This is a genomic window from Neoaquamicrobium sediminum, assembly GCF_040970315.1.
Classification (GTDB): domain Bacteria; phylum Pseudomonadota; class Alphaproteobacteria; order Rhizobiales; family Rhizobiaceae; genus Aerobium; species Aerobium sediminum.
The window spans coordinates 169,085-189,764 of sequence record NZ_JAZHFV010000007.1 but is presented as its reverse complement, the minus strand read 5'-3'; the positions used below and the strand labels follow the sequence as shown (position 1 = coordinate 189,764).

Below are 20,680 nucleotides of genomic sequence, written 5' to 3'. Positions count from 1 at the left end.
GCGCCCGCCCCGCCTCAGCGGTCGGCGGCCGGGTCGAAGCCCTCGCCGGGCGCGACGGCGCCGAGCGGGGGGCGGCGCGCGGCGATCGCGTCGCCCGGAGCGCGGCGCACGCCGTGGATCCAGGAGCGGTCCTGGCTCACCGAGAACAGCGGCTGGTAGCTCGGAAGGCGGCGGTCCACCACCACCGCGTCCCGCAGATTGTCCAGGATGAGGTGGCCTTGGTCGGTGGTGACGGCGAGCACGGCATGATAAAAGTCGCGCTCGCGATCGCGCAGCACCACCAGCGACATGCTGCCGGAAGGAATGCCGGCTGCCTTGAGCGCGGCCATCTTCAGGATCGCGTAGTCCTCGCAGTCGCCGCGTCCGGCGAGCAATGTCTCCGACGGCGTGGCCCAATAGTCCAGCGTGCCGTAGAGCTCGCTGTCGGCGGCGTAGGCGATCATGTCGTTGACGGCTGCGGTGACCATGCGCAGCTTGTCGAGGAAGCGCGCCTGCCTGGCCTCGTCGATGACGCCCTGCAGCCGACCGCCGCGCTCCAGGCAGGCGCTGTCGCCCTCGCAGCCGGCGATGGGCGGCAGCCCTATCTGGGAGTAGATGTAGCTCCAGCGCTTGGCGGCCGGCAGGTTTCGGAAGGGCAGCGCGACGGAGCCGAACACCGCCGAAGGTACGCTGCCAGTGATGACCGAGTCGAGCGCGCGCGCCCTGTCGGGAGCAGCGCGTGGGAGCGGGACGGCCAAAGCCTCAAAGGCCGGCGCGGCGCGCGTGCCTTGCAGCTCGGGAAGCGGCGCGCCAAGCGTGCCGCCCAGTTTGGCGGCGAGCGGAGCGGCCTCGGCCAGCTCTGTGGACCTGACGGGCTCGGCCTGCGTCGGCATCGAAAGGAAAACAGCGATCGCGCAGGATACAATGCGCGATATCATCGCCGTAGTTCTATACTTGTGTTTCATCTTGCCTGCCCCGCTATTTTGGACAAGCATACTGATGAGCAATGAAGGGTGGTTTAAGTTGAGTGGCTTACAAGATGTTTAACCGGTATGAAAAAATTTAGATTGTCCGACCAAAGTCGAAATCCGTCTTCCTGAGGCACTCCGCTGGCCGGGCAGGCGGATGGGCTTCATTTGTCTGACGCTAGACCATTCCGTCTGGTTGCAAACGCCCTAGTGCCGATCTCAGCTACCAGACCCGGGATATCCATGATCAGCCTCGATCAGCCTCTTGCACCTCACCCTGCTAGAGGTTGCATAAATGCCTTATCGCGCCCTGGAGGCGGCTCGGGACTTCGCCATGATCGTTGAATTGGGACATTTCGCGCTCGTCCTGGCATTTGTTTTGGCCATGGCGCAGTTCTTCGTATCGTGGTTCGGCACGCGACTGGGCGACGAGCGTCTGATGGCGGTTGCCAGGCCGGCTGCCGTTGCGGTCTTCGCCTTCGTCGCAATGTCGTTCGCCGCGCTGACGACAGCCTATGTCACCTCCGACTTTTCCGTTCAGAACGTCTGGGAGAACTCGCATTCGCTGAAGCCGATGCTTTTCAAGGTCACCGGCGTGTGGGGGAACCACGAGGGCTCCATGCTGCTCTGGGTTCTGATCCTGGCCTTTTTCGGAGCGCTTGTAGCCTGGTTCAGCGACAATCTCCCTGCGAGCCTGCGCACTAACGTGCTGTCTGTGCAGGGGCTGGTGGGCGCGGCCTTCCTGCTGTTCATCCTCGCCACATCGAACCCCTTCGCCCGGATCAATCCTGCGCCGATCGAGGGGCGCGACCTCAACCCGATTCTCCAGGACATCGGCCTCGCCATCCACCCGCCGCTGCTCTATCTCGGCTATGTCGGTTTCTCGGTCTGCTTCTCCTTCGCGGTCGCGGCGCTGATCGAGGGCCGGATCGACGCGGCCTGGGCGCGCTGGGTCAGGCCGTGGACGCTGGCGGCCTGGCTATTCTTGACGGGCGGCATCGCCATGGGCTCCTACTGGGCCTATTACGAGCTCGGCTGGGGCGGCTGGTGGTTCTGGGACCCGGTGGAGAACGCCTCGTTCCTGCCGTGGCTGTCGGGCACGGCGCTGCTGCATTCGGCAATCGTGATGGAAAAGCGGTCTGCGCTGAAGATCTGGACGCTGCTGCTCGCCATACTGACCTTCTCGCTGTCGCTGCTCGGCACGTTCCTCGTGCGCTCGGGCGTGTTGACGTCCGTCCACGCCTTCGCCACCGACCCGGCGCGCGGCGTCTTCATCCTGATGATCCTGATCCTGCTTATCGGTGGGTCGCTGGTGCTGTTCGCGGCAAGAGCCTCGGCGTTGACACAGGGCGGTCTGTTCCATCCCGTCTCGCGCGAGGGCGCGCTAGTCCTCAACAACCTGTTCCTGACCACGGCGGCGGCCACGGTGCTGATCGGAACCCTCTATCCGCTTCTTGTCGAGGCGGTTACTGGCGACAAGATTTCCGTGGGCGCGCCCTTCTTCAATCTAACCTTCATCCCGTTGATGATCCCGCTCCTTTTGGCTGTGCCGTTCGGGCCGCTGCTCGCTTGGAAGCGCGGGGATCTCTACGCAGTCGCCCAGCGCCTCTACTTCGCCTTCGGAGCTGCGCTGCTGACGGCGCTCGTGGTCTTCTTCTTCGTGGAGGGCAAGGGCGCCCTGGCGGCCTTCGGAGTCGGTATCGCCGTCTGGCTTATGCTGGGCGCGCTGACCGACCTGGCGCTGAAGGCCGGCATCGGCAGCGTGGGCGCGACCGTCGCGTGGAAGCGCTTCAAGGGGCTGCCGCGCTCGGTCTACGGCACGGCAGCCGCGCATTTCGGACTGGGCGTGACGGTGTTGGGCATCGCCGCCGTCACCTCGCTCGAGATCGAACGGATCGTCGTGATGCGTCCCGGCGACACGCTGCCCGTCGCCGGATACACGTTGCGTTTCGACGGCATCGCGCCGCACCGTGGCCCCAACTTCACCGAGGAGCAGGGCCGGTTCGTCTATCTCGACAGCGTCGGGCGCCCGCGCGGGGAAATCATGTCGTCCAAGCGGCTCTATACGGCACGACAGATGCCGACCACGGAAGCCGGCATCGCCACGCGCGGCTTCAGCCAGCTCTACGTCTCGCTCGGCGATCCCACCCCCGACGGCGGCGTGGTGGTGCGCGTGTGGTGGAAGCCACTCGTGCTGCTGATCTGGCTAGGCGGCGTGGTAATGATGACCGGCGGTTCGATATCGCTGTTCGATCGCCGGTTTCGGGTCGGCGCACCAAGTCGAAAACCGATCGCACTTACCAGGTCGGATGTCCCGGCGGAGTGAAAGGCACCGTTGCTACCGAATTGGTTCACAAGATTGGGCGCGGGGTGGCCAAATTGATCAGCCTGGAATCATCTCACATCGCTGCTTCGATGAGCAGCCTGGCATCATCGCTGGCCCACTCGGCAGGTCCATTCATATGGGCGAGAAGGCAGCCTTCTTTGTCTATCAGCAACGTTACCGGCAGTCCGACCGCGAGTCCCTGTCGCTTGAGGCTGTTGAAAAGCTCGAGCGAGGGATCTCGATAGTAGGCAAGCTCGTCGACGCCGATCTCTTCCAGAAACGCCTTTGGCTTCTCGTCGCCGCCGGTATCGACATTGACGGCCACGACCTCGAAATCCGCGCCGCCCATCGTCGTCTGCAGTTCGTTCAACGCAGGCATTTCTTCGCGGCAGGGCGCGCACCATGTCGCCCAGAGATTCATGAGCAACGTCTTGCCAGCCAACTCGGCGACAGTCATGGCCGCCCCATCTGGCCCGTTGAACGCGAGGTTGCGCATCGAAAGCGGCGTCGTGGCGGGCAGCATCGCCGCCACCTCCCCTTGAGCGGCCTTATCGATGGCCGCGATCTTGTCGTCGCGCGCAGGGCAGCTTTGACCTGAATCGACGGTCGCGACAGTCGGCCTATCGCTACCGAAAGGGTCACCGAACACGTAGACGCCAGCCGCACCGGCAGTCATCCCGGCAACAATTGCGGATGCTATCAACGCTCCGGTTGGCAGGTGGAGTTTTCTGCTAGCCATCTTTCGGTCCGAGTGGGCGACGTCATGACCAGGAATGTAAACGATCATGACGGCGAAGCCGATGCCGGTCGCGCCGACCGTCACAACAACAGCTATGATCGCCGTCATCGGCAGGCCAGGCGCCATGTCGGCTCAGCCGGAGAGCGGGTCGAACTCAACGACGGTGTGATTGGAAACAAAAGTAGAGCATGGTATTCAGATTTTGAGGAGTAGTAAGGAGCGGAGCTTCGACGTCCGGAAGGTGCGTGTCACGACGGCGGTTCGCAACCGGCCCGCTCTCATGCTGCGTCACGGGAAAGGGGTTGCCGTTGTGGGGTTCCGGTCCGTCGATGAACTTCGGCGCATGCGACGAACAGGGAGATCGGGCACAGGTGCATGTCAACGGCTGGAGGCGTCGAACTATCGCGTCGTGGTGGCGGAACGCGTCAGCCGGCTTGATGGCGCAGTTCATGGTGGTTGCCGGCATTGTGCTTGTCGCCGGCATGCTTGTCATCGGCTTCTGGGTGACCTCGGAGATCGAGGATGGCGTCACCGACAATGCAGGCGCGGTGACTGCGCTCTATGTTGAAGCCATCATAGCACCGGTGACGCAGGAAATCGGTGAAGCCGGCCTCCTCAGCGCGGATGCAAGGCTTGAGCTCGAACACATCCTGCGACGCGGTGCTCTGCGGGACGAGGTTTCCGCGTTCAAGCTCTGGGGTCCGGACGGCCGTGTCATATTCAGCGACAATCCCGACATCGTTGGGCGCATACTCGATCTGAGTCCCGGTCTGAGGAGCGCCTTGGCCGGCAGGGTCGACGCCGCGTATGCGCGACGGTCACATCCCGACAACGACGTCGAAAGCCTCGGCGACGAACCGCTTCTCGAGGTCTACAGCCCGGTTCGTTCGGCAAAGACAGGCGCGATCATTGCCGTCGCCGAGTTCTACACAACGGCTGACAAACTACGGGAGCATCTCTTCGATGCACGCCTGAGAAGCTGGCTCGTCGTGGGCCTGGTTTCGCTCGGTATATTCTCGGCGCTCTATTTCGTCTTCGCGCGCGGCAGCCGCACCATCGCGCGTCAAAGCGAGGCGCTCGGCGAGAAGGTCGAGCAGCTCTCGTCGCTGCTGGAGAAGAACAGCGGTCTCGCCCGGCGGGTGGAGCAGGCAAATCACCGGATCGCCGAATTGCACGAGCGCACGCTTCGCCGGATTTCCGCCGAGCTTCACGACGGCCCGACGCAATTGCTGGCTTTCGCCGCATTGCGGCTCGACGATCCCGAAAGCCTCCAGCAGGAACAGGTTCGGCAAGCAGTCAACGAGGCCATGCAGGAGATTCGCTATATCTGTCGCGGGCTGGCGCTGCCCGAGCTTGAAGGGTGGCCGGTGGCGACGGTAGCAAGGCGTATCGCGGCGGCGCACGAGGCCCGTTGCGGCCACAAGGTGTCGATGAATTTGGCAGAGGATCTGCCGGGGCTCCCGCTTGCGGCCAAGACATGTATCTATCGTTTCCTGCAGGAGACTCTGAACAACGGATCGAAGCACGCCGGCGGCGCTCGACAGACCGTTGCGATCCGCAGGATCGTGGAAGGCATAGAGGTCGAGGTCCGCGATGACGGCCCTGGCTTCGAGTCGGACGAGCGTGGCGAAGGGCTTGGGCTTCTTGGTCTGCGCGAGCGTGTCGCGGGACTGAAGGGAAGCTTCCATATCGATACGCGGAAGGGATCGGGCACGAGCGTCGTGATGCGTTTGCCGGCAGTGGCGGAGGTCGAGCTTTCATGACCCGGATTCTGATCGTGGACGATCATCCGATCTTCCGTCAGGGGCTATTCATGGCGCTCTCGGAAGCCGGCGACCTGTGCGTTTGCGGCGAGGGCTCTTCGGCGCAGGAGGCAGTGGATCTGGCCCGCGAGCTACGGCCGGATATTGTTCTGCTCGATCTGTCAATGCCAGGCGGAGGATTTGCCGCGCTGGAGACCATCCGCGCGTCCCAGCCCGAACTGCGTATCGCCGTGCTCACCGCCTCGGAAGACAGCGAGGACGTGCTGAGGGCGTTGAAGCTGGGTGCGCACGGCTATGTCCTGAAGGGCGTCGGCGGCAGGGCATTGATCGACGCGGTGCGCGATGTCGCCCGCGGCGCGGGCCATGTTTCGCCGACGCTGGCCGCGGAAATCCTCTCTGCAGGACGGATGGACGACGGTGGTGTCGAGCAACCGGTCCGGCAAGAGCCCGGTTCCGTCGTCGAGCACCTTTTGTCGAAGCTTACGCCGCGCGAGACGCAGGTTCTCAGGCTGGTCGCGACCGGCTTCTCAAACAAGGAGGTCGCCCGTCAGGCCGACATGCAGGAAAAGACGGTCAAGCACCACATGACCCGCATTCTGCAAAAACTTAATGTGCGTAACCGTACTGAGGCGGCGCTCGTCCTGAGGAGCGCCGAGGAGGCTTCCTGAATGCATGGGACTTTAGTCTGATGATTGCGGCCAATGGTCCTAAGCCAGTGTTAAACTGGACAATTTCAGAATAGTTATCTGCAGGTGACTGACGCGGGACTGTCTTTGCCCAGGGGTTGTCGCTTGCGCGGATCGTGCGAGAGCTTCTCGGAACATCCACCCCCGCAGGTATTCTGAACCGGCCGCACCTGGAGTGCTCGCTGGTCGGCTGTGCATACATGCGCGGCCGCCACGGCGGTTCCGCCACGACGCGCCGTTGCTGACCGTCATGTCGGGACTTCCTTGCGATCCTGTTCGGGGGTGCGGTACACCAAGGAAGGAACGACTATGAAGAAAACCATTCTGGCAGGTCTCGGTCTTGTGCTCGGCCTGACCTCGTTCGCCGCTGCCGAAACAGTGACGATCTATTCGGGTCGGGGCGAGGCGTTGATAGCACCGCTGATCAAGCAGTTCGAAGCCGAAACCGGCATCACCGCGGAAGTCCGCTACGGCGGCACCTCGGAGCTTGCCACGCTGCTGCTGGAAGAAGGCGCCAACAGCCCTGCGGACGTCTTCTGGGCGCAGGATGCCGGCGCTCTCGGCGCGCTTTCGCCCGCTTTCGCCGATCTTCCGGCCGAAGTGAATGAAACGGTGCTGGACGCTTTCCGTAGCGACGCCAACAAGTGGGTCGCGACCTCGGGCCGCACGCGTGTGCTGGTTTATTCGACCGAACGCGTCGAGGAGGGTGACCTGCCGCAGAGCATCGCCGACCTGACCGATGAGAAGTACAAGGGTCGCGTCGCGTGGGCGCCGACCAATGGCGGCTTCCAAGCGTTCGTCACCGCGTTCCGCCTGACCGAAGGCGACGAGGCCGTCAAGGCATGGCTGGAGGCGATGATCGCCAACGAAGCGAAGGTCTATCGCAACAATGGTACTCAGATCGATGCCATTGCCAATGGCGAAGTCGATTTCGGCCTGATCAACAACTACTATCTCGGCCGCTACACCGCTCGCGACGCAGAGTTCCCCGTTCGCCAGACTACGTTCGCGGCAGGGGATATCGGCAATCTCGTGCTCGTCGCCGGCGCCGGCATCGTCGAAGCGAGCGACAACAAGGAGAACGCCCGCAAGTTCATCGACTTCCTGCTCTCCCCGGCTGCCCAGCAGTTCATCACCTTGCAGGGCTACGAGTATCCGGTTCGCACCGGCATCATCCCGCACGCCACGCTTGAGCCTCTCGAGGCCGTCAACGAGATCAGCCCGAAGGTCGACACCAACGCGCTCGGCGACCTCGAAGCCACGCTGAACCTGCTTCGCGAAGTCGGTCTGCTCTGATCGGCTCGTGACGGTTCTGGCCACATTCACGAGGGCGGGGCGCACCCCCCGCCCCCCACTCCTGCTTGTCGTGCCCGCGCTCGTCGTGGGCATCGGCACATTCCTGCCCGCCTTCTACCTGCTTGTGCGCGCGCTCGATGCCGACGCGTCACAGCTCGGTGAGATCGTCTTCCGCCAGCGCAACCTGTTTCTTCTTCTGAACACGCTGAAGCTCGTCGCGGTCGTGCTCACGCTGGGCACGCTGATCGCCCTGCCAGCCGCATGGCTGGTGACGCGAACCGACATCCGCTTCAAGGGCCTCCTGTCCTTCCTCATGGCGTTGCCGCTCGCCGTTCCCGGCTATGTGATGGCCTATGCGTTGCTGGGACTTTCCGGCTACTACGGATTCGCCCGGCAATGGGCCGGGATCTCGCTGCCTCCCCTGCACGGACTCTGGGGCGCGGGCCTTGCCCTGTCGCTCTACACCTTTCCGTACCTGTTCCTGAACCTGCGGGCCGCGTTTCTCGGCATGGATCCGGCGTTCGAGGAATCCGCGCAAAGCCTCGGCAAATCGCGCCTGGTCATCTTCTGCTATATCGTTCTTCCGCAGCTCTGGCCCGCTATGGTCGCAAGCTGGCTGATCGTCGGTCTTTATGTGATCGGCGATTTCGGTGCGATCGCGCTGATGCGCTACGAGGTCTTCAGCTACGCCATATTCACCCAGTACAGCGGCGCTTTCGACCGCACCTATGCCGCGTGGCTGTCGCTGATGCTCCTGGCGCTGACAGTCGCGGCACTGAGCGCGCAGCGCGCCGTCACGCGTAATCGTCGCTTTGCGCGTACCGGGAGCGGTTCCGCGCGGATCGCCCGGCCGGTTCGCCTTGGCCGCTGGCACTTCGCTGCCTGGGCGTTCATCGCGCTGGTCGTGCTATGCTCGTTCGGACTGCCGTTGATGGTTCTCGGCCACTGGATGCAGTTCGGCCTGCCGAAAATGGACTGGGCGCAACTTGGTCGTGCCGCCATTGGTACGTTCATGGCCGCGGGGCCGGCCGCAATCCTGACTATGGTGCTCGCGGTACCGGTCGTTCTTTTGACGCTGCGCCATCCGGGACTGTTCGCCACGCTGATCGAAAGGCTGGCCTTCCTGGGTTATGCGACCCCGGCGCTGGCATTCGCGCTTGCAATGGTGTTCTTCGCGCTGCGGACCGCGCCTTTCCTCTACCAGAGCTACGCGCTGCTGATGTTCGCCTACGTCATGAGCTTCGTGGCGCTCGCGTTCGGACCGATCCGGCTTGCGCTTCTCCAGATCGGAACGAGGCAGGAAGAGGCCGCCCGCGCCCTTGGTGTTTCGCCTGCCGCGGCCTTCATGCATGTCGTCCTGCCCCGCTTGCGCCGGCCGATGGTCGCCGGATGCCTCCTTGTCTTCATCATGGTCGTGAAGGAACTCCCAATCACCTATTTGCTCGCCCCCATGGGCTACAGCACGCTGGCCATGAACGTCTTCAGCAGGACGAATGAAGGCATGATGGGGGACGCGGCGCCGTTCGCGCTTGGCATCATCTTGTTCTCCAGCCTCTTTGTTGGATTGATCCTGAAATACGAAGGCGGTGCCGTGCGCACTGCCGGGGAAGCGAGAAATTCATGACTGACAATCTTCTCCTTTCCGTCCGCAGCCTGTCGCGTCGCTTCGGTCGAAAGGGACCGGTCGCCGTCGACGATCTTTCGTTCGATATCGATACGGGCGAAATCCTTGCCCTGATCGGCCCGTCCGGTTGCGGCAAGACGACGACGCTGCGCATGATTGCGGGCTTTGAGACGCCGGATACCGGCCGGGTGCTGCTTTCGGGGCGAGATCTAACGTCAACGCCTGCGGAACAACGGGGCATCGGCATGGTGTTCCAGGACTACGCGCTGTTTCCTCACATGACAGTCGGTGAAAACATCCGGTTTGGTGCGCGGCGGAACGGACGTGACGTCGTCGCGCGCTATCTCGGTATGGTGGGCCTCGATGGATTCGAGCAGCGCTATCCCGATCAACTCTCAGGCGGGCAACAGCAGCGTGTGGCTCTTGCTCGCAGCTTCGCGGCTGAACCCCGCCTGATCCTGCTGGACGAGCCCTTCTCCAATCTTGACGCCGCTTTGCGCAGCGCGGCACGACGCGAAATCCGGCGTCTGCTCAAGTCGGCCGGAATCGCTATCGTCTTCGTCACACATGACCAGGAGGAAGCGCTGAGCTTCGCCGATCGCATCGCGATCATGCGCGATGGGCGCATTTTGCAAAGCGGCATGGCGCAGGAGGTCTATGACCGGCCGGCCGATGCATTTGTTGCGACCTTTTTGGGACGCACGAATCTTCTGGAAGGGACGGCTGAAGGTGGCTTCGCGCGGACCTCGCTTGGGTTGCTACCCCTGACGCGCCCCACATCGGGCCGGGTGAGCATTTCCCTGAGGCCCGAGCGGCTGGGGATCCGCGCCGTGGAGGCGGATGAGCAGCCGAACGGCCGCATCGTGGCGGTGGAGTTCAAGGGACATGACATGACCTACTGGGTCGACTGCGACGGCGTCGAAGTGCAGGTCGACGCCATGCAATCCGTCAGGCTGGCGGAGGGAACGCCGGTGCGCGTCGCCGTGGACGGGGAAGCCGTTCCCTTGGACGTAGTAAGCCTGTAGGGCTGTCCAGTCTTCCGCGGCGGCGGCCCGTCAAGTCAGACGGACGGCACCTGCGCCAGCAACCCTTCGAACACCGTCTTCGCCTTGCCGGGATGCCTGACCGCCTTGGCCTGCTGCAGATTGACCGGCTGACCGACGATGATCAGCGCGACCATTCCCATCGCATAGTGCGGCAGGCACTTCACGCCGTAGACGCCTTCCTTCTCAACCGTCACCGTGATTTGCTCGTTCAGCTTGCCCTTGAAGGCGGTCGCCTCGTCCGGAAACATGCCGCTGATGCTCTCGGCGTTGTGCGATTTGTCAGTCGGAACGAAAGTGACGGTATCGCCAAGCGCCGCGACGATCAAATCGGGCTCGTACACCATGGCCCCCTTCGCTCCCTTGTTGAGCATCATCACCTGATGATCGATCCCGGCCGCCGCCTGTGTCGGCAAAAGAGCCAACATGCTCGTCCCGGCAGCGCCGGCCAGCACTTCTCGTCTTGTCACCATCGCAATTCTCCTTCTTCAAATCGTTTGAAGAAGTTTACTCGGAACACGGCCCCTTCTGTTTGATCGAGCGCAAACGATATTCTTTGCAGCGTCGGATTCCCCACGCCTCCTGCAGCCGGTCCCATACTGCGTTGTGGGATGATGGACGGCCGGAAGAAGTGGATGCTTACGGTCTCAAAGATTGGGATTTCGCGAGGCAGGCTTGATGGTAGCTTCCGATTCCATGGCGTCACCGGAAATCCCGTGTCTTCACCCGGATCGGATCGACCCTGAGCGTGGGATCGACCATGTCGCGCGGTCGGAAGCCCTTGGGCAGGCTGCGCGGGTCGATGCCGGGCGCGCCATGATGGGCTTCATCGCCGCGTCCGTGCGGAAGGGGAAAGGGCGCGTCGCGGTTGCCGACGCTGGCGAGCTCGGCCGAAAGATCGGTGATGCGGTGAGCAACGAGGTGAACGACCTCGCCTTCGCGCTGGATGCGACCATAGACGCCGAGCATAGAAGCCGAGAGCAGCGTTCGCCGGAATTTCTCGAACACCTTGACCCAGACGACGATGTTGGCCGCGCCCGTCTCATCTTCCATGGTCACGAACATCACGCCCTTGGCCGAGCCCGGCCGCTGACGGACAAGGACAAGGCCGGCGGCCTCGAGCCAACGGCCGTCGCGCGCCTGCATGGCCTCGTCGCAGGTGACGATGCGGCGTTTGCTCAGCCCCGCGCGCAGGAAGCTCAACGGATGGTCGCGAAGGGAAAGCCCTATATGGCCGTAATCCTCGACGACTTCCCGGCCTGCGACCATCGGGCGTAGGGCGACCGCGGGTTCGTTGATCTCGATGATGGTGCGCCGCTCGCGCTCCATAGCGGCGGCAAAGAGCGCCAGGGGTTCATCGCGCAGGGCCTTGAGCGCCCAAAGTGCTTGACGGCGTGCCAGCCCGAGCGCGGGACGGAACGCGTCGGCCTTGGCGAGCTGCACCAGCGAGGCGGCCGGCACCTTGGCGCGATGCCACAGGTCGTCGATCGAGGCGAAGGGCTGGTCGGCCCGGGCTGTGACGATCGCCGCGGCATCGTTGTTGGCCAGCCCCTTGACCAGTCGAAGGCCGAGCCGGACCGCGAAGCGGCCCTCCTTGCCCGTAGTCTCCAGAGAGCAGTCCCACCGGCTGGCGTTGACGCAGACCGGGCGGACCTCGACGCCGTGGGCACGCGCATCGCGCACGAGCTGCGCGGGCAGGTAGAATCCCATGGGTTGGGAGTTGAGGATCGCGGCGCAGAAAACATCGGGATGGTGACATTTCATCCAGCTCGAGGCGTAGGCAATCAAGGCGAAACTGGCGGCGTGGCTTTCGGGAAAGCCATAGCTGCCGAACCCCTCCAATTGCTTGACCGTGTCGGCGGCAAATTCGGGGGTGTAGCCGTTGGCGATCATGCCGCTCATCAGCTTGTCGCTGAACTTGCTGACGCCGCCGGTATGCTTGAAAGTCGCCATGGCGCGCCGGAGCTGATCCGCCTCGCTGGCCGAAAATCCCGCGCATACCATTGCGACCTGCATCGCCTGCTCCTGGAATAGCGGCACACCGAGCGTTTTGCCCAGCACGCGCTCGAGCTCGGGCGTGGGGAAATCGACGGGATCCTTGCCTTCCCGGCGCCGGAGGTAGGGATGGACCATGTCGCCCTGAATCGGACCGGGGCGAACGATGGCCACCTCGATCACGAGATCATAGAAGGTGCGCGGCTTGATCCTGGGCAGCATGGACATCTGCGCCCGGCTCTCGATCTGGAAGACCCCGACGGTGTCCGCCTTGCGGATCATGGCGTAGGTCGCCGGATCCTCGGCAGGAATGGTGGCGAGGTCGAGGGTGGTGCCCTTGTGTTCGGCCAACAGATCGAAGCTGCGCTTCATGCAGGTCAACATTCCCAAGGCCAGGACGTCGACCTTCATGAATTTGAGACTGTCGATGTCGTCTTTGTCCCACTCAATAACTTGGCGATCGGCCATGCGGGCTGGCTCGATCGGCACAAGTTCGTCCAGGCGGTCGCGCGTGAGCACGAATCCGCCGGGATGCTGCGAGAGGTGTCGCGGCGTGCCCTCGAGCTGGCGGGCCAGTTCGAGGGTCAGTTGGAGCCTTCGGTCGCTTAGATTGAAATTGAGCTCCCGGGCACGCGTCTCGTCGATCCCCTCGCCGTGCCCCCAGACCTGGGAGGAAAGCATCTTGGTGATGTCTTCGGGCAGGCCGAGGGCCTTGCCGATGTCGTGCACGGCGCCCTTCGTGTGATAGCGCACGACGGTCGAGCAGAGCGCGGCGTGATCGCGCCCATAGGTTTCGTAGACCCACTGCATGACGATCTCACGCCGCTCGTGCTCGAAGTCCACGTCGATGTCGGGCGGTTCCTTGCGCTCTTGCGAGACGAAGCGCTCGAAAAGCAAATTGTTTCGGTCCGGATCGATGCTGGTGATGCCCAGGACGTAGCACACCGCGCTGTTGGCCGCCGACCCCCTGCCCTGGCAGAGAATGTCGCGCGAGCGCGCGAACTGCACGACAGCGTTCACGGTGAGAAAGTAGGGAGCGTATTGCAGCGTATCGATCAGGCCGAGCTCGTGCGTGAGGAGCTTGACCACCTTATTCGGGACGCCTTCGGGATAGCGCTGCGCCGCACCTTCCCAGGTGAGCTTTTCGAGCGCCTGCTGGGCGGTGAGGCCCGGCATGGTCCTTTCCTCGGGATATTGGTAGGCGAGCTCGTGGAGCGAGAAGCGGCATTGCCCGGCGATCGCGACCGTGCGCTCGAGCGCTTCTGGATAGCGGCTGAAGAGGCGCTGCATTTCGAGCGGAGACTTCAGATACCGGTCCGCGTGCCGCTCGCGCCGAAAACCGGCATGGTCGATGGTGACGTTGTGGCGGATGCAGGTGACGACGTCCTGAAGGATGCGGCGATCGGGGCAATGGAAGAGAACGTCGTTCGTCACGACTGCCGGCACGCCGATGCGGGTCGCCAGGTTGGTGATGTCGTGGAGACGGAGCTGATCGTTCGGGCGCCGGCGCAAGGTAAGCGCGACATGGGCCCGGTCGCCGAAAACGTCCCGGAGCCGTCTGAGATGAAGCGCACAGGTGTCGTCGGCGCGATCGGGCACCAGCACGGCGATCATTCCCTCTGCGTAGGCAGCCACGTCGGCCCATTCGAGATGGCAGAGGCCTTTGCCCGCGCGTCGTTTGCCCAGGGACAGGAGCCGGCAGAGCCGGCTATAGGCAGGCCGGTCCCTGGGGAAAACGAGGAGCGACATACCGTCGGTGAGGTCGAGCCTGCAGCCGACGATGAGGCGAATCCCGGTCGCTTTGGCCGCCTCATGCGCCCGCACTACGCCGGCGACGCTGTTGCGGTCCGCAATGGCGAGCGCCTCGATGCCGAGCGCGGCCGCCTGGGCGAACAGTTCGTCGCAGGAACTTGCCCCGCGCAGGAACGAAAAATGCGAGGTCACCTGCAACTCGGCATAGCGCGGCTCGCTCATGCGAAGATCCCGTGCAGGAACCATCGATGATTTCCGGTCCCGGGATCCTCGCCGTCGCCGGCGCGATAAATCCAGAACCGTTCGCCCTGCTCATCCTCGACCCTGAAATAGTCGCGCACGGCATGGGTCTCCGCCTCGCAGCGCCACCACTCGCCGAATATGCGCTCGGGACCGTCCGCCCGCGCGATGCGCCGGCGCACGCCGCGCCAGGTGAACGACACCGGCGGATGGTCGGGGAGCAAGGCGATCGTCTCGATCGGCTCGGGACGGGCAAGGAGACGGGATGGACGCGGCCAATCGCCCGGCCAGGTCACGCCGTCATCGGGCGCCGTCGGCGCCACGCGCTGTACCGAACGCTCGGGCACATCGCTTTCGACGGGGGCGAAGCGATAAAGGCGCCTTTCGCCCACGCGATTGGCGATGACGTCGATCAGCTCGGAGATATCCGGTTCGGGAGCTTCGACAAGCGAGGAGATGACCTGCCGGCTGCATAGCGGTTCTGTGAGGCTTGCGATCAACAGCATCATCTCGATGCCAAAGCCGGGATCGACGGTATCGATACGGTCGGTGAGAAGACGGGTCAGGCGTCTTGCATCGCGCACCGCGGCGGCCGCGCCGACGCGGATTGCCTCGATGCGATTGTCGACGCGGCGAAGCAGGAGGTCGAGGCGCCGCACGCCCAGGCCCTTCGTCTCGAGCACGGCGCAGAGCTGGTCAACGAGTTCGGCGGTATGGTGGCCGATCTGGTCGGCGGTCCCGATCGGTTCGCCGAAGACGCGCCTTGCCTCAGGGCGGTCCGGGGAGCGTACCGGCTCGAAGACCTCCGATGCCCGGGCCATCGCTTGGTCGAGCCTGCGGATGATCTCGGGGCCGAAGCGCAGCGCGAGCGGAGCGTGCGGCGCATCCTCGATCTCGCCTATCCGCTCGAAGCCGAGCGTATGGAGGCCCTCGACGATATGCGGCTGCAATCGCAGCGCGGCGACCGGCAGGTCACGGGTAGCGGCCTCGGTGTGTGCCGGAGGGATGATGCAGATGGGGCGCGCAAGATAGCGGGCCGCGGCATGAGCGGCGCCCCAGGCGTCGGCGATCGCGGCGCGCGCGGCAATGCCGGACGCCTCCATGCGCGCGACCAGATCCTCGAGCATGGCGCGTTCGCCGCCATGCAGATGGTCGGCGCCGGTGGTGTCGATTACAATTCCATCGGGCGGGTCGGGTGCAACGATCGGCGCATAGCGCAGCACCCAGAGCGCGACGCGCTCGAGCGCCGCGGCGTCCTCGGAAGCTTCCATCTCGACGCTCACCAGGTGGGGAACGAGGACCTGGGCCTTGCTTGCGGGTATTCCGAGTCGAAGCCCTGCCCTTCGGGCCGCAACATCGAGGGCGAGCACGACGCGACGTTGACCCTGCCGGCCGAACATGACGATGGGAGTCTCAGCCGCCGGCGCCGATGCGCCGAGCTTGCGCCGCAGCCGGTCGGTCGGCCAGGTCGGAAAATAGAGCGATACAACCCTTGTCATCGCAGGCTTCCACTTCGAAGTCGGCGCTTTCCCCTGCCCGCACGCGCAGCAGCTCGAGCCGCCAGCGGGCGCGGCCTACGCCCGGGACCGGGAGCGGCCGGGAGGGGAGAGCGGAAACACGCCAGCGGCTGACCGCGGCGGTCGGCTGTCCGAAATCGGTGGCGTCGGATTGACGCCGCCACCGGCGAATGGCGATGCCGAGCGTGCCGGATTTCTCGGCAGCAAGCTGCAAGCGGCGCGATTTGTCCGCGGACAGGCGGGCAAGCTCGGCCACGACCGCTCCGAGGCCGCCGTGACGAAGGCCTTCCTCGAAGCAGGCAAGCACCGTGGTTTCGTCACCGGCCTCGACATAGATGACGCGGCCGGGCGCAAGGCCGACCTGGGCGAGAGCCGGAGCAAACAGGTCTGGTCGCGTGACCACCCAAAGCACGCTGCCCGCGGTGCGCGCCGCAAGGCCGGCGGCAAACGATGCGGATGCAGCGCCGTCGACCACGCCGGCACCGCCGCCGGCGACCTCGTGCAGCGCCCCGCACGCCAGCCCGCCTCCCGGCAGAACCCGGTCGATCTCGGGAACCCCGAAGGGCAGCACCGTGCGCCCGCGCGCATGGCCGCGTTCGAGCCCGGCGATTCGGGCTCGAAGGTCGGCGATGACAGCTCTGGTAGCGGCGGCACTCATCTAGCCCTTGAAACGCATCCTGCCTGCGGTATGTTCTACATTTGTTCTCAACCCGACAAAGAGTCAATCCGACTCGTGACCGAGGGTCGATGCCGTAGCGGCACGAGAAGACCTCCAACGGAGGACAAGGCGAGTGGAGTAGAGGCCGATGACGATCATGATCCCTGTCGAGGGCGACGCTGAAAGCGAATGGCAGTTCGAGACGGCCGAGGCCGGTATCCTCGAGGAAATCTGCGAGGCCGGATATTTCGATGATGGGCGGCCTGAGGACGAGGTCGCCTACCTGCTCGACGATTGGGATTTCGACAAGCTGACGAAGGAACACCGCCAGCTTTACGAGGAGCGTATCTATCCCTTGATGCGGGTCTGGTTTTTCGAGCGCGATCGGTTCGACGAAGAGTATGCGCGGCGTCGCGCTGAATGGGTCCACAATTTCCACGCTGATGATCGGCAGCTGGACCTGTTTGCTGGCTGATGGAGCAAGTCGCTCGGCGCGTGGCGGCCGGACTGCCTAAAGGTCGATAAGTGTGACGTGTAGGTCGTCAACAACGTCGGCCAACCCTGGCGCACCGATATGGGGTTTGACGCTCACGGGTCTGAGCTTGCTGGCAACCGACCGGGCCGGGGTTGATCGCCGCTCTCCTCGTTAGTCAATGAGCTCGACGTTGACCAAAGGCCACTTGGGCCCTTCACCAGTTGCCAAATATCCCAATCCCAGATCGTCGAGAATAAATGACGCTGAGACCCGCCATGTAACGTACTCTGAACGGTCGCTTGCGATCGTCTGCACGTAGTGGCGGTAGATACTGGGATACGCCGTACTAAGAACGAACCGATGCTGCGGGCAGAGCGCCATTGCTGCGAAGACCTTGTCGCGCCAGGCTTCTCGAATTTCCGGTTCGAATAGATCTCGCTGCACCTGGACTACCCTGGGGCTGAGCCACCTGAAGGGCTCCAGTACATCTTTGCAGTTCCAGATTGCGGGTTCGGAAGCCATGTTGCGACGTCGCAAGCAAAGGTTTGACTTCGTCCGATCTACACTGAGTCGCGCGCTGCCAGGAAGAAGAATTGGATTCACGCGGCGCTATTTGAGGCTTCTTCGTCCCGCAATACGCGTTCGGCAGCGGGAATCCGCGCCAGCCAAACCGGACCGAGACGATCGATTGCTTCAGCGAATGTATAGCCCGTGCTGGCCAACCAATCCGGCCGGTTCCAGACCATCGCCGCGGCCAACTTTTCGGTCGTTGAAAGGTTCTTGAAATGACCCTTCTTTGCGAGCCGGCACTTGAGGATGATAAAGTCGAGTTCGTCGTCACGCATGTCACGATTCTTTTCCAAACGGCGTCGACGAACTAATCTACCACGCGGAAAATCCAAGGGCTACTGGGCAAGCCCGACACCGTAGTGCTCGGCAATCCGCCAGAACCAGTCCCGATCCAGGTCGACTTCGCGGTCGACCTCGTCAATTGGACTGGCTGACCGGTCGAAGATCGCATAGCAGAGCTCCGTGTCGTCATGCCGGGCATGGTAGGCAATGCCATCGGCCCCTATCGGGTGCCCGAAAAGAGCCGCCGACCACGCTTGCGGAACGTCATACGGCAGCCCGCTATGGGTCACCTCGGCCGTGGCCCCAAGCCGGGCGAGACCCGAACCGGCAAGCCGGATCAGTGTCACCTTCCTGGTGGCGGCAAGAAGGACATGAGCCTTGCGCTGGAGTAGATCGGTGTCGATCAGCGTGCCGCCGGGCTTGCGCAGGAACGTCTCTGCGAAGGCGCCGGCCCCCTGCCTGGCGGCGTAGAGAACACCATATGAGCCGTCCGGGGCATTGAAACGACCGTCCTGCGACGTGTCAAAGAAGATTGGCTCGCACTTCGCTGTGTAGAAGCGGTGAAGCTCCTTGTCTGCCGGACGCTCGATGAGTTCCGGTTGACGCCCATGCAGATCGGCGGGAGGGAGCGGGCCGCTCACGCCCCTTGCGCGCTGTGTCGCCTCGCGGCTTCAACTACGAGTTCCAGTTCACCGGATCTCAACAGGTCGATCGGCTTGCGATTGTCGAGCCTGTCGTCCGGACGGGAGAGGAAGTTGAGCACAATCCAGGCGTTGGTGGTCTGCAAAGCGTCGCGAACGGCCTTCATGCCAGGGACAACCGTACCGTCGCGATTGAATTGCAGCGTCGGATAGCTGCGGCGATTACTCGGACCGGGAACGGCAAGCAGCGAACCTTCCTGCACGCGCTTGTCGACCGCCTGGCGGGAGACGCCACGCATCAGCGTACGCACCTGGTCGAGATCAAAGGCACCGCCGGCGTCTCGCAGATCTTCTTGTGCTATCCGGATGCCCTCGAGCATCGCGCGGCTGCGCGCGTCGGGCTCGAATGCTGCCTTGTCTACGAACGGCATTTTCTCGCTACCGGCTTCGTCAGGATCGTGCTCGACTACCTCTGTCACGCGAGCGACCTGACCGCGGACCGACTTCCAGATTTCATTTACGGATTCAGGCTTTGACGACACGATCGCTACCCGAGCGCCAGCCGGTAGCGTGAGCCCCGAGAGGGTCTTGATGGGGTCGCCCTTCATCGTGAACATTGTCACGACAGCCTTGGACGGCTTGCTTCGCGTCTTTGAACGAAGGGTCTGGGTGTCGGTTTGTGTCTTGGCGGACATGGGTTGATCTCCTTCCCGTTCAATCTTGCGATTGATGCAACTTTGTCAACCAGAGCAACTTTGGCCTCGACCGTGGCGACGGCCTTTCGGCTTAGGCGAACCGCCCGAAAACAGTGTATGCTCGGCCATGAAAGGATACCGACAGCGATGAAATGACGGATGTGCTGCGGGATCTCTACGAAAAGCGGGCGGGCTCGATGAGAAGGGCCGAGGCCCGGATTCGTTCAATCCTCGGCGAAGTCGTCACCACGATCGAGGACCGGAAGCTGGTGCGCGCGGAACTGTCCGGCGTCCGGGTCAAAGGATTGGAGAGCATTCGGCGAAAGGCAGCGTCGCATGGTTGGCCCGTTGAAACTGCGCTCACTTCCTGCGCCGACCTGATTGGAGCTCGCATCGTCTGCAACAATGTCGAGGACGTTTACCGGTTTGCCGAGCTTCTGAAGGAAAGGTTGAACCTCGATCATTTCGAACTGCAGGACCAGATCAAGGCTCCTAAGACAGGCGGCTATCGAGCAGTTCATATCAATTTCTGGCTCGATGTAGGTGAGCATCCTTTTCAGGCGGAGCGTCTGCCTTGCGAAGTGCAGATACGGTCCCGACTTCAGGACGCATGGGCGGTCCTCTCCCATGATGACATCTACAAGCATGATGACCTGCCCGATGATTTGCGAGCCAGGTTCAAGGACCTCGCCGAGGTGCTATCGGCCGCCGATCGTATTGCCAGCGATATTCGGTTGCGGGTTCGGCAAGAAACCACGCCGCCCGCTGAGCGGCCGCGCTTCGACACCGTCACGCCTGCTGGGTTGGCCTGGATTTTTGGCGACATATTCGGTCGCTCGGCACGAGACTTCTTGATCCGTCAGGCGGAGAACGTGGTCGCCGACCTGGGCATCACGTCCTTGATGGACCTGACACCGCTGCTATCGGACGATGGCTTTCGGAAAGCTGTGGACGCCGCCTACCGGTCCAGCATGCCACTTGGCCCGAGCACGGAAGACATTTTCCTTGCAGGCCTCGGCGCTCTGAAGCTGGGCCGAGAGCAAGCCATCGAACAGGTCAGGCGTGACGCCCGGGAAGAGTGGAGCGAGATCGATGAGATCGGGAGGCGAGAAGCCCTCTCGTCGCTTCCGCCCACAATGGACGATCTGCTCGATGTTCTCGAGGCTTTCGATTCCGAGGGAGACATCGGGCGTTTCGCCGATGCCTTCGATGTTGTTCACGGATGCCCCATCTGCGGCACTGGAGTGGTGGACGCCGGGGCCTTCGCAGAGGCGGCAATGAAGCAATACGATGTCGAAGATGACGACGACATCCGCGAGCGAATCGAAACCGCGGTCACCAATTCAGGCGTGGATACCGGCGGCTGGGGTGACGGCAGCCTATGCGCCTATCACAATGAACAGGCCGGGAAAGACGACTAGCCGAGCGCCG

Annotated in this window: 18 protein-coding genes; 8 read left to right on the top strand and 10 right to left on the bottom strand. The window is 63.4% G+C overall.

Going from position 1 to position 20,680, the window contains the following annotated elements; translation table 11 throughout:
- Positions 1–14 precede the first annotated feature (14 nt).
- Positions 15–917, bottom strand: a complete 903-nt coding sequence (locus V1479_RS21330; protein WP_368804652.1) for a transglutaminase-like cysteine peptidase — start codon at positions 915–917, stop codon at positions 15–17.
- A gap of 367 nt (positions 918–1,284) precedes the next feature.
- Here V1479_RS21330 and V1479_RS21325 point away from each other — a divergent pair, with 367 nt between their 5' ends.
- On the top strand, positions 1,285–3,273 hold the full coding sequence (locus V1479_RS21325; RefSeq protein WP_368804709.1) for a heme lyase CcmF/NrfE family subunit: 1,989 nt from the start codon (positions 1,285–1,287) through the stop codon (positions 3,271–3,273).
- A 73-nt stretch (positions 3,274–3,346) separates the two neighbouring features.
- Here V1479_RS21325 and tlpA read toward each other — a convergent pair whose 3' ends face one another.
- On the bottom strand, positions 3,347–4,012 hold the full coding sequence (tlpA, locus tag V1479_RS21320) for a thiol:disulfide interchange protein TlpA (RefSeq protein ID WP_368804708.1): 666 nt from the start codon (positions 4,010–4,012) through the stop codon (positions 3,347–3,349).
- A 437-nt stretch (positions 4,013–4,449) separates the two neighbouring features.
- On the opposite strand from tlpA, the gene V1479_RS21315 reads away from it, so the two are divergent.
- The 5 genes from V1479_RS21315 to V1479_RS21295 all read left to right on the top strand — a co-directional run bounded on the left by V1479_RS21315 (position 4,450) and on the right by V1479_RS21295 (position 10,406).
- Complete coding sequence (locus V1479_RS21315) at positions 4,450–5,775, top strand: sensor histidine kinase (RefSeq protein WP_368804651.1); 1,326 nt, start codon at positions 4,450–4,452, stop codon at positions 5,773–5,775.
- Positions 5,772–6,443: a response regulator gene (locus V1479_RS21310; RefSeq protein ID WP_368804650.1), complete on the top strand. Its 672-nt coding sequence runs from the start codon at positions 5,772–5,774 to the stop codon at positions 6,441–6,443. Before V1479_RS21315 ends, V1479_RS21310 begins: the two co-directional genes overlap by 4 nt.
- Positions 6,444–6,770: 327 nt before the next feature.
- Positions 6,771–7,757 carry an iron ABC transporter substrate-binding protein gene (locus tag V1479_RS21305; RefSeq protein ID WP_368804649.1) on the top strand — a complete coding sequence of 329 codons (987 nt, stop codon included), beginning with the start codon at positions 6,771–6,773 and terminating at the stop codon, positions 7,755–7,757.
- A gap of 7 nt (positions 7,758–7,764) precedes the next feature.
- The gene (locus V1479_RS21300) at positions 7,765–9,381 is read left to right on the top strand and encodes an ABC transporter permease (protein ID WP_368804648.1); all 1,617 of its coding nucleotides are present in this window, start codon (positions 7,765–7,767) and stop codon (positions 9,379–9,381) included.
- Positions 9,378–10,406: an ABC transporter ATP-binding protein gene (locus V1479_RS21295; RefSeq protein ID WP_368804647.1), complete on the top strand. Its 1,029-nt coding sequence runs from the start codon at positions 9,378–9,380 to the stop codon at positions 10,404–10,406. Before V1479_RS21300 ends, V1479_RS21295 begins: the two co-directional genes overlap by 4 nt.
- 35 nt (positions 10,407–10,441) lie before the next feature.
- Here the strand turns inward: V1479_RS21295 and V1479_RS21290 are convergent, their stop codons facing one another.
- The 4 genes from V1479_RS21290 to V1479_RS21275 form a co-directional block, all read right to left on the bottom strand.
- The gene (locus V1479_RS21290) at positions 10,442–10,897 is read right to left on the bottom strand and encodes a pseudoazurin (protein WP_438620774.1); all 456 of its coding nucleotides are present in this window, start codon (positions 10,895–10,897) and stop codon (positions 10,442–10,444) included.
- A gap of 229 nt (positions 10,898–11,126) precedes the next feature.
- Entirely contained in the window at positions 11,127–14,393 is a 3,267-nt protein-coding gene (locus V1479_RS21285; protein ID WP_368804646.1) for an error-prone DNA polymerase, read from the bottom strand.
- Complete coding sequence (locus V1479_RS21280; protein WP_368804645.1) at positions 14,390–15,910, bottom strand: DUF6504 family protein; 1,521 nt, start codon at positions 15,908–15,910, stop codon at positions 14,390–14,392. The genes V1479_RS21285 and V1479_RS21280 overlap by 4 nt, the downstream gene beginning before the upstream one ends.
- Positions 15,825–16,586, bottom strand: a complete 762-nt coding sequence (locus tag V1479_RS21275; protein ID WP_368804644.1) for an ImuA family protein — start codon at positions 16,584–16,586, stop codon at positions 15,825–15,827. The genes V1479_RS21280 and V1479_RS21275 overlap by 86 nt, the downstream gene beginning before the upstream one ends.
- 148 nt (positions 16,587–16,734) lie before the next feature.
- Between V1479_RS21275 and V1479_RS21270 the strand changes: the two genes are divergently transcribed.
- Positions 16,735–17,061, top strand: coding sequence for a hypothetical protein (locus V1479_RS21270; RefSeq protein WP_368804643.1), 327 nt, complete (start codon positions 16,735–16,737; stop codon positions 17,059–17,061).
- A gap of 171 nt (positions 17,062–17,232) precedes the next feature.
- Here the strand turns inward: V1479_RS21270 and V1479_RS21265 are convergent, their stop codons facing one another.
- From V1479_RS21265 to V1479_RS21250, 4 genes are all read right to left on the bottom strand, one after another.
- On the bottom strand, positions 17,233–17,583 hold the full coding sequence (locus V1479_RS21265) for a DUF5131 family protein (RefSeq protein ID WP_368804642.1): 351 nt from the start codon (positions 17,581–17,583) through the stop codon (positions 17,233–17,235).
- A gap of 77 nt (positions 17,584–17,660) precedes the next feature.
- Complete coding sequence (locus V1479_RS21260; protein ID WP_368804641.1) at positions 17,661–17,906, bottom strand: hypothetical protein; 246 nt, start codon at positions 17,904–17,906, stop codon at positions 17,661–17,663.
- 60 nt (positions 17,907–17,966) lie between these two features.
- Entirely contained in the window at positions 17,967–18,554 is a 588-nt protein-coding gene (locus V1479_RS21255; protein WP_368804640.1) for an RES family NAD+ phosphorylase, read from the bottom strand.
- Positions 18,551–19,249, bottom strand: a complete 699-nt coding sequence (locus V1479_RS21250) for a hypothetical protein (RefSeq protein WP_368804639.1) — start codon at positions 19,247–19,249, stop codon at positions 18,551–18,553. Before V1479_RS21250 ends, V1479_RS21255 begins: the two co-directional genes overlap by 4 nt.
- A gap of 152 nt (positions 19,250–19,401) precedes the next feature.
- On the opposite strand from V1479_RS21250, the gene V1479_RS21245 reads away from it, so the two are divergent.
- On the top strand, positions 19,402–20,670 hold the full coding sequence (locus V1479_RS21245; protein ID WP_368804638.1) for a GTP pyrophosphokinase: 1,269 nt from the start codon (positions 19,402–19,404) through the stop codon (positions 20,668–20,670).
- Positions 20,671–20,680: the final 10 nt, after the last annotated feature.

What these genes read in the sequence shown, in the direction of transcription:
- V1479_RS21330 (WP_368804652.1), bottom strand. Translation starts at nt 917, where the DNA reads ATGATATCGCGCATTGTATCCTGCGCGATCGCTGTTTTCCTTTCGATG.
- tlpA (WP_368804708.1), bottom strand. Translation starts at nt 4,012, where the DNA reads ATGGCTAGCAGAAAACTCCACCTGCCAACCGGAGCGTTGATAGCATCC.
- V1479_RS21315 (WP_368804651.1), top strand. Translation starts at nt 4,450, where the DNA reads ATGGCGCAGTTCATGGTGGTTGCCGGCATTGTGCTTGTCGCCGGCATG.
- V1479_RS21310 (WP_368804650.1), top strand. Translation starts at nt 5,772, where the DNA reads ATGACCCGGATTCTGATCGTGGACGATCATCCGATCTTCCGTCAGGGG.
- V1479_RS21305 (WP_368804649.1), top strand. Translation starts at nt 6,771, where the DNA reads ATGAAGAAAACCATTCTGGCAGGTCTCGGTCTTGTGCTCGGCCTGACC.
- V1479_RS21295 (WP_368804647.1), top strand. Translation starts at nt 9,378, where the DNA reads ATGACTGACAATCTTCTCCTTTCCGTCCGCAGCCTGTCGCGTCGCTTC.
- V1479_RS21290 (WP_438620774.1), bottom strand. Translation starts at nt 10,897, where the DNA reads ATGGTGACAAGACGAGAAGTGCTGGCCGGCGCTGCCGGGACGAGCATG.
- V1479_RS21285 (WP_368804646.1), bottom strand. Translation starts at nt 14,393, where the DNA reads ATGAGCGAGCCGCGCTATGCCGAGTTGCAGGTGACCTCGCATTTTTCG.
- V1479_RS21280 (WP_368804645.1), bottom strand. Translation starts at nt 15,910, where the DNA reads ATGACAAGGGTTGTATCGCTCTATTTTCCGACCTGGCCGACCGACCGG.
- V1479_RS21275 (WP_368804644.1), bottom strand. Translation starts at nt 16,586, where the DNA reads ATGAGTGCCGCCGCTACCAGAGCTGTCATCGCCGACCTTCGAGCCCGA.
- V1479_RS21270 (WP_368804643.1), top strand. Translation starts at nt 16,735, where the DNA reads ATGACGATCATGATCCCTGTCGAGGGCGACGCTGAAAGCGAATGGCAG.
- V1479_RS21265 (WP_368804642.1), bottom strand. Translation starts at nt 17,583, where the DNA reads ATGGCTTCCGAACCCGCAATCTGGAACTGCAAAGATGTACTGGAGCCC.
- V1479_RS21260 (WP_368804641.1), bottom strand. Translation starts at nt 17,906, where the DNA reads ATGCGTGACGACGAACTCGACTTTATCATCCTCAAGTGCCGGCTCGCA.
- V1479_RS21250 (WP_368804639.1), bottom strand. Translation starts at nt 19,249, where the DNA reads ATGTCCGCCAAGACACAAACCGACACCCAGACCCTTCGTTCAAAGACG.
- V1479_RS21245 (WP_368804638.1), top strand. Translation starts at nt 19,402, where the DNA reads ATGACGGATGTGCTGCGGGATCTCTACGAAAAGCGGGCGGGCTCGATG.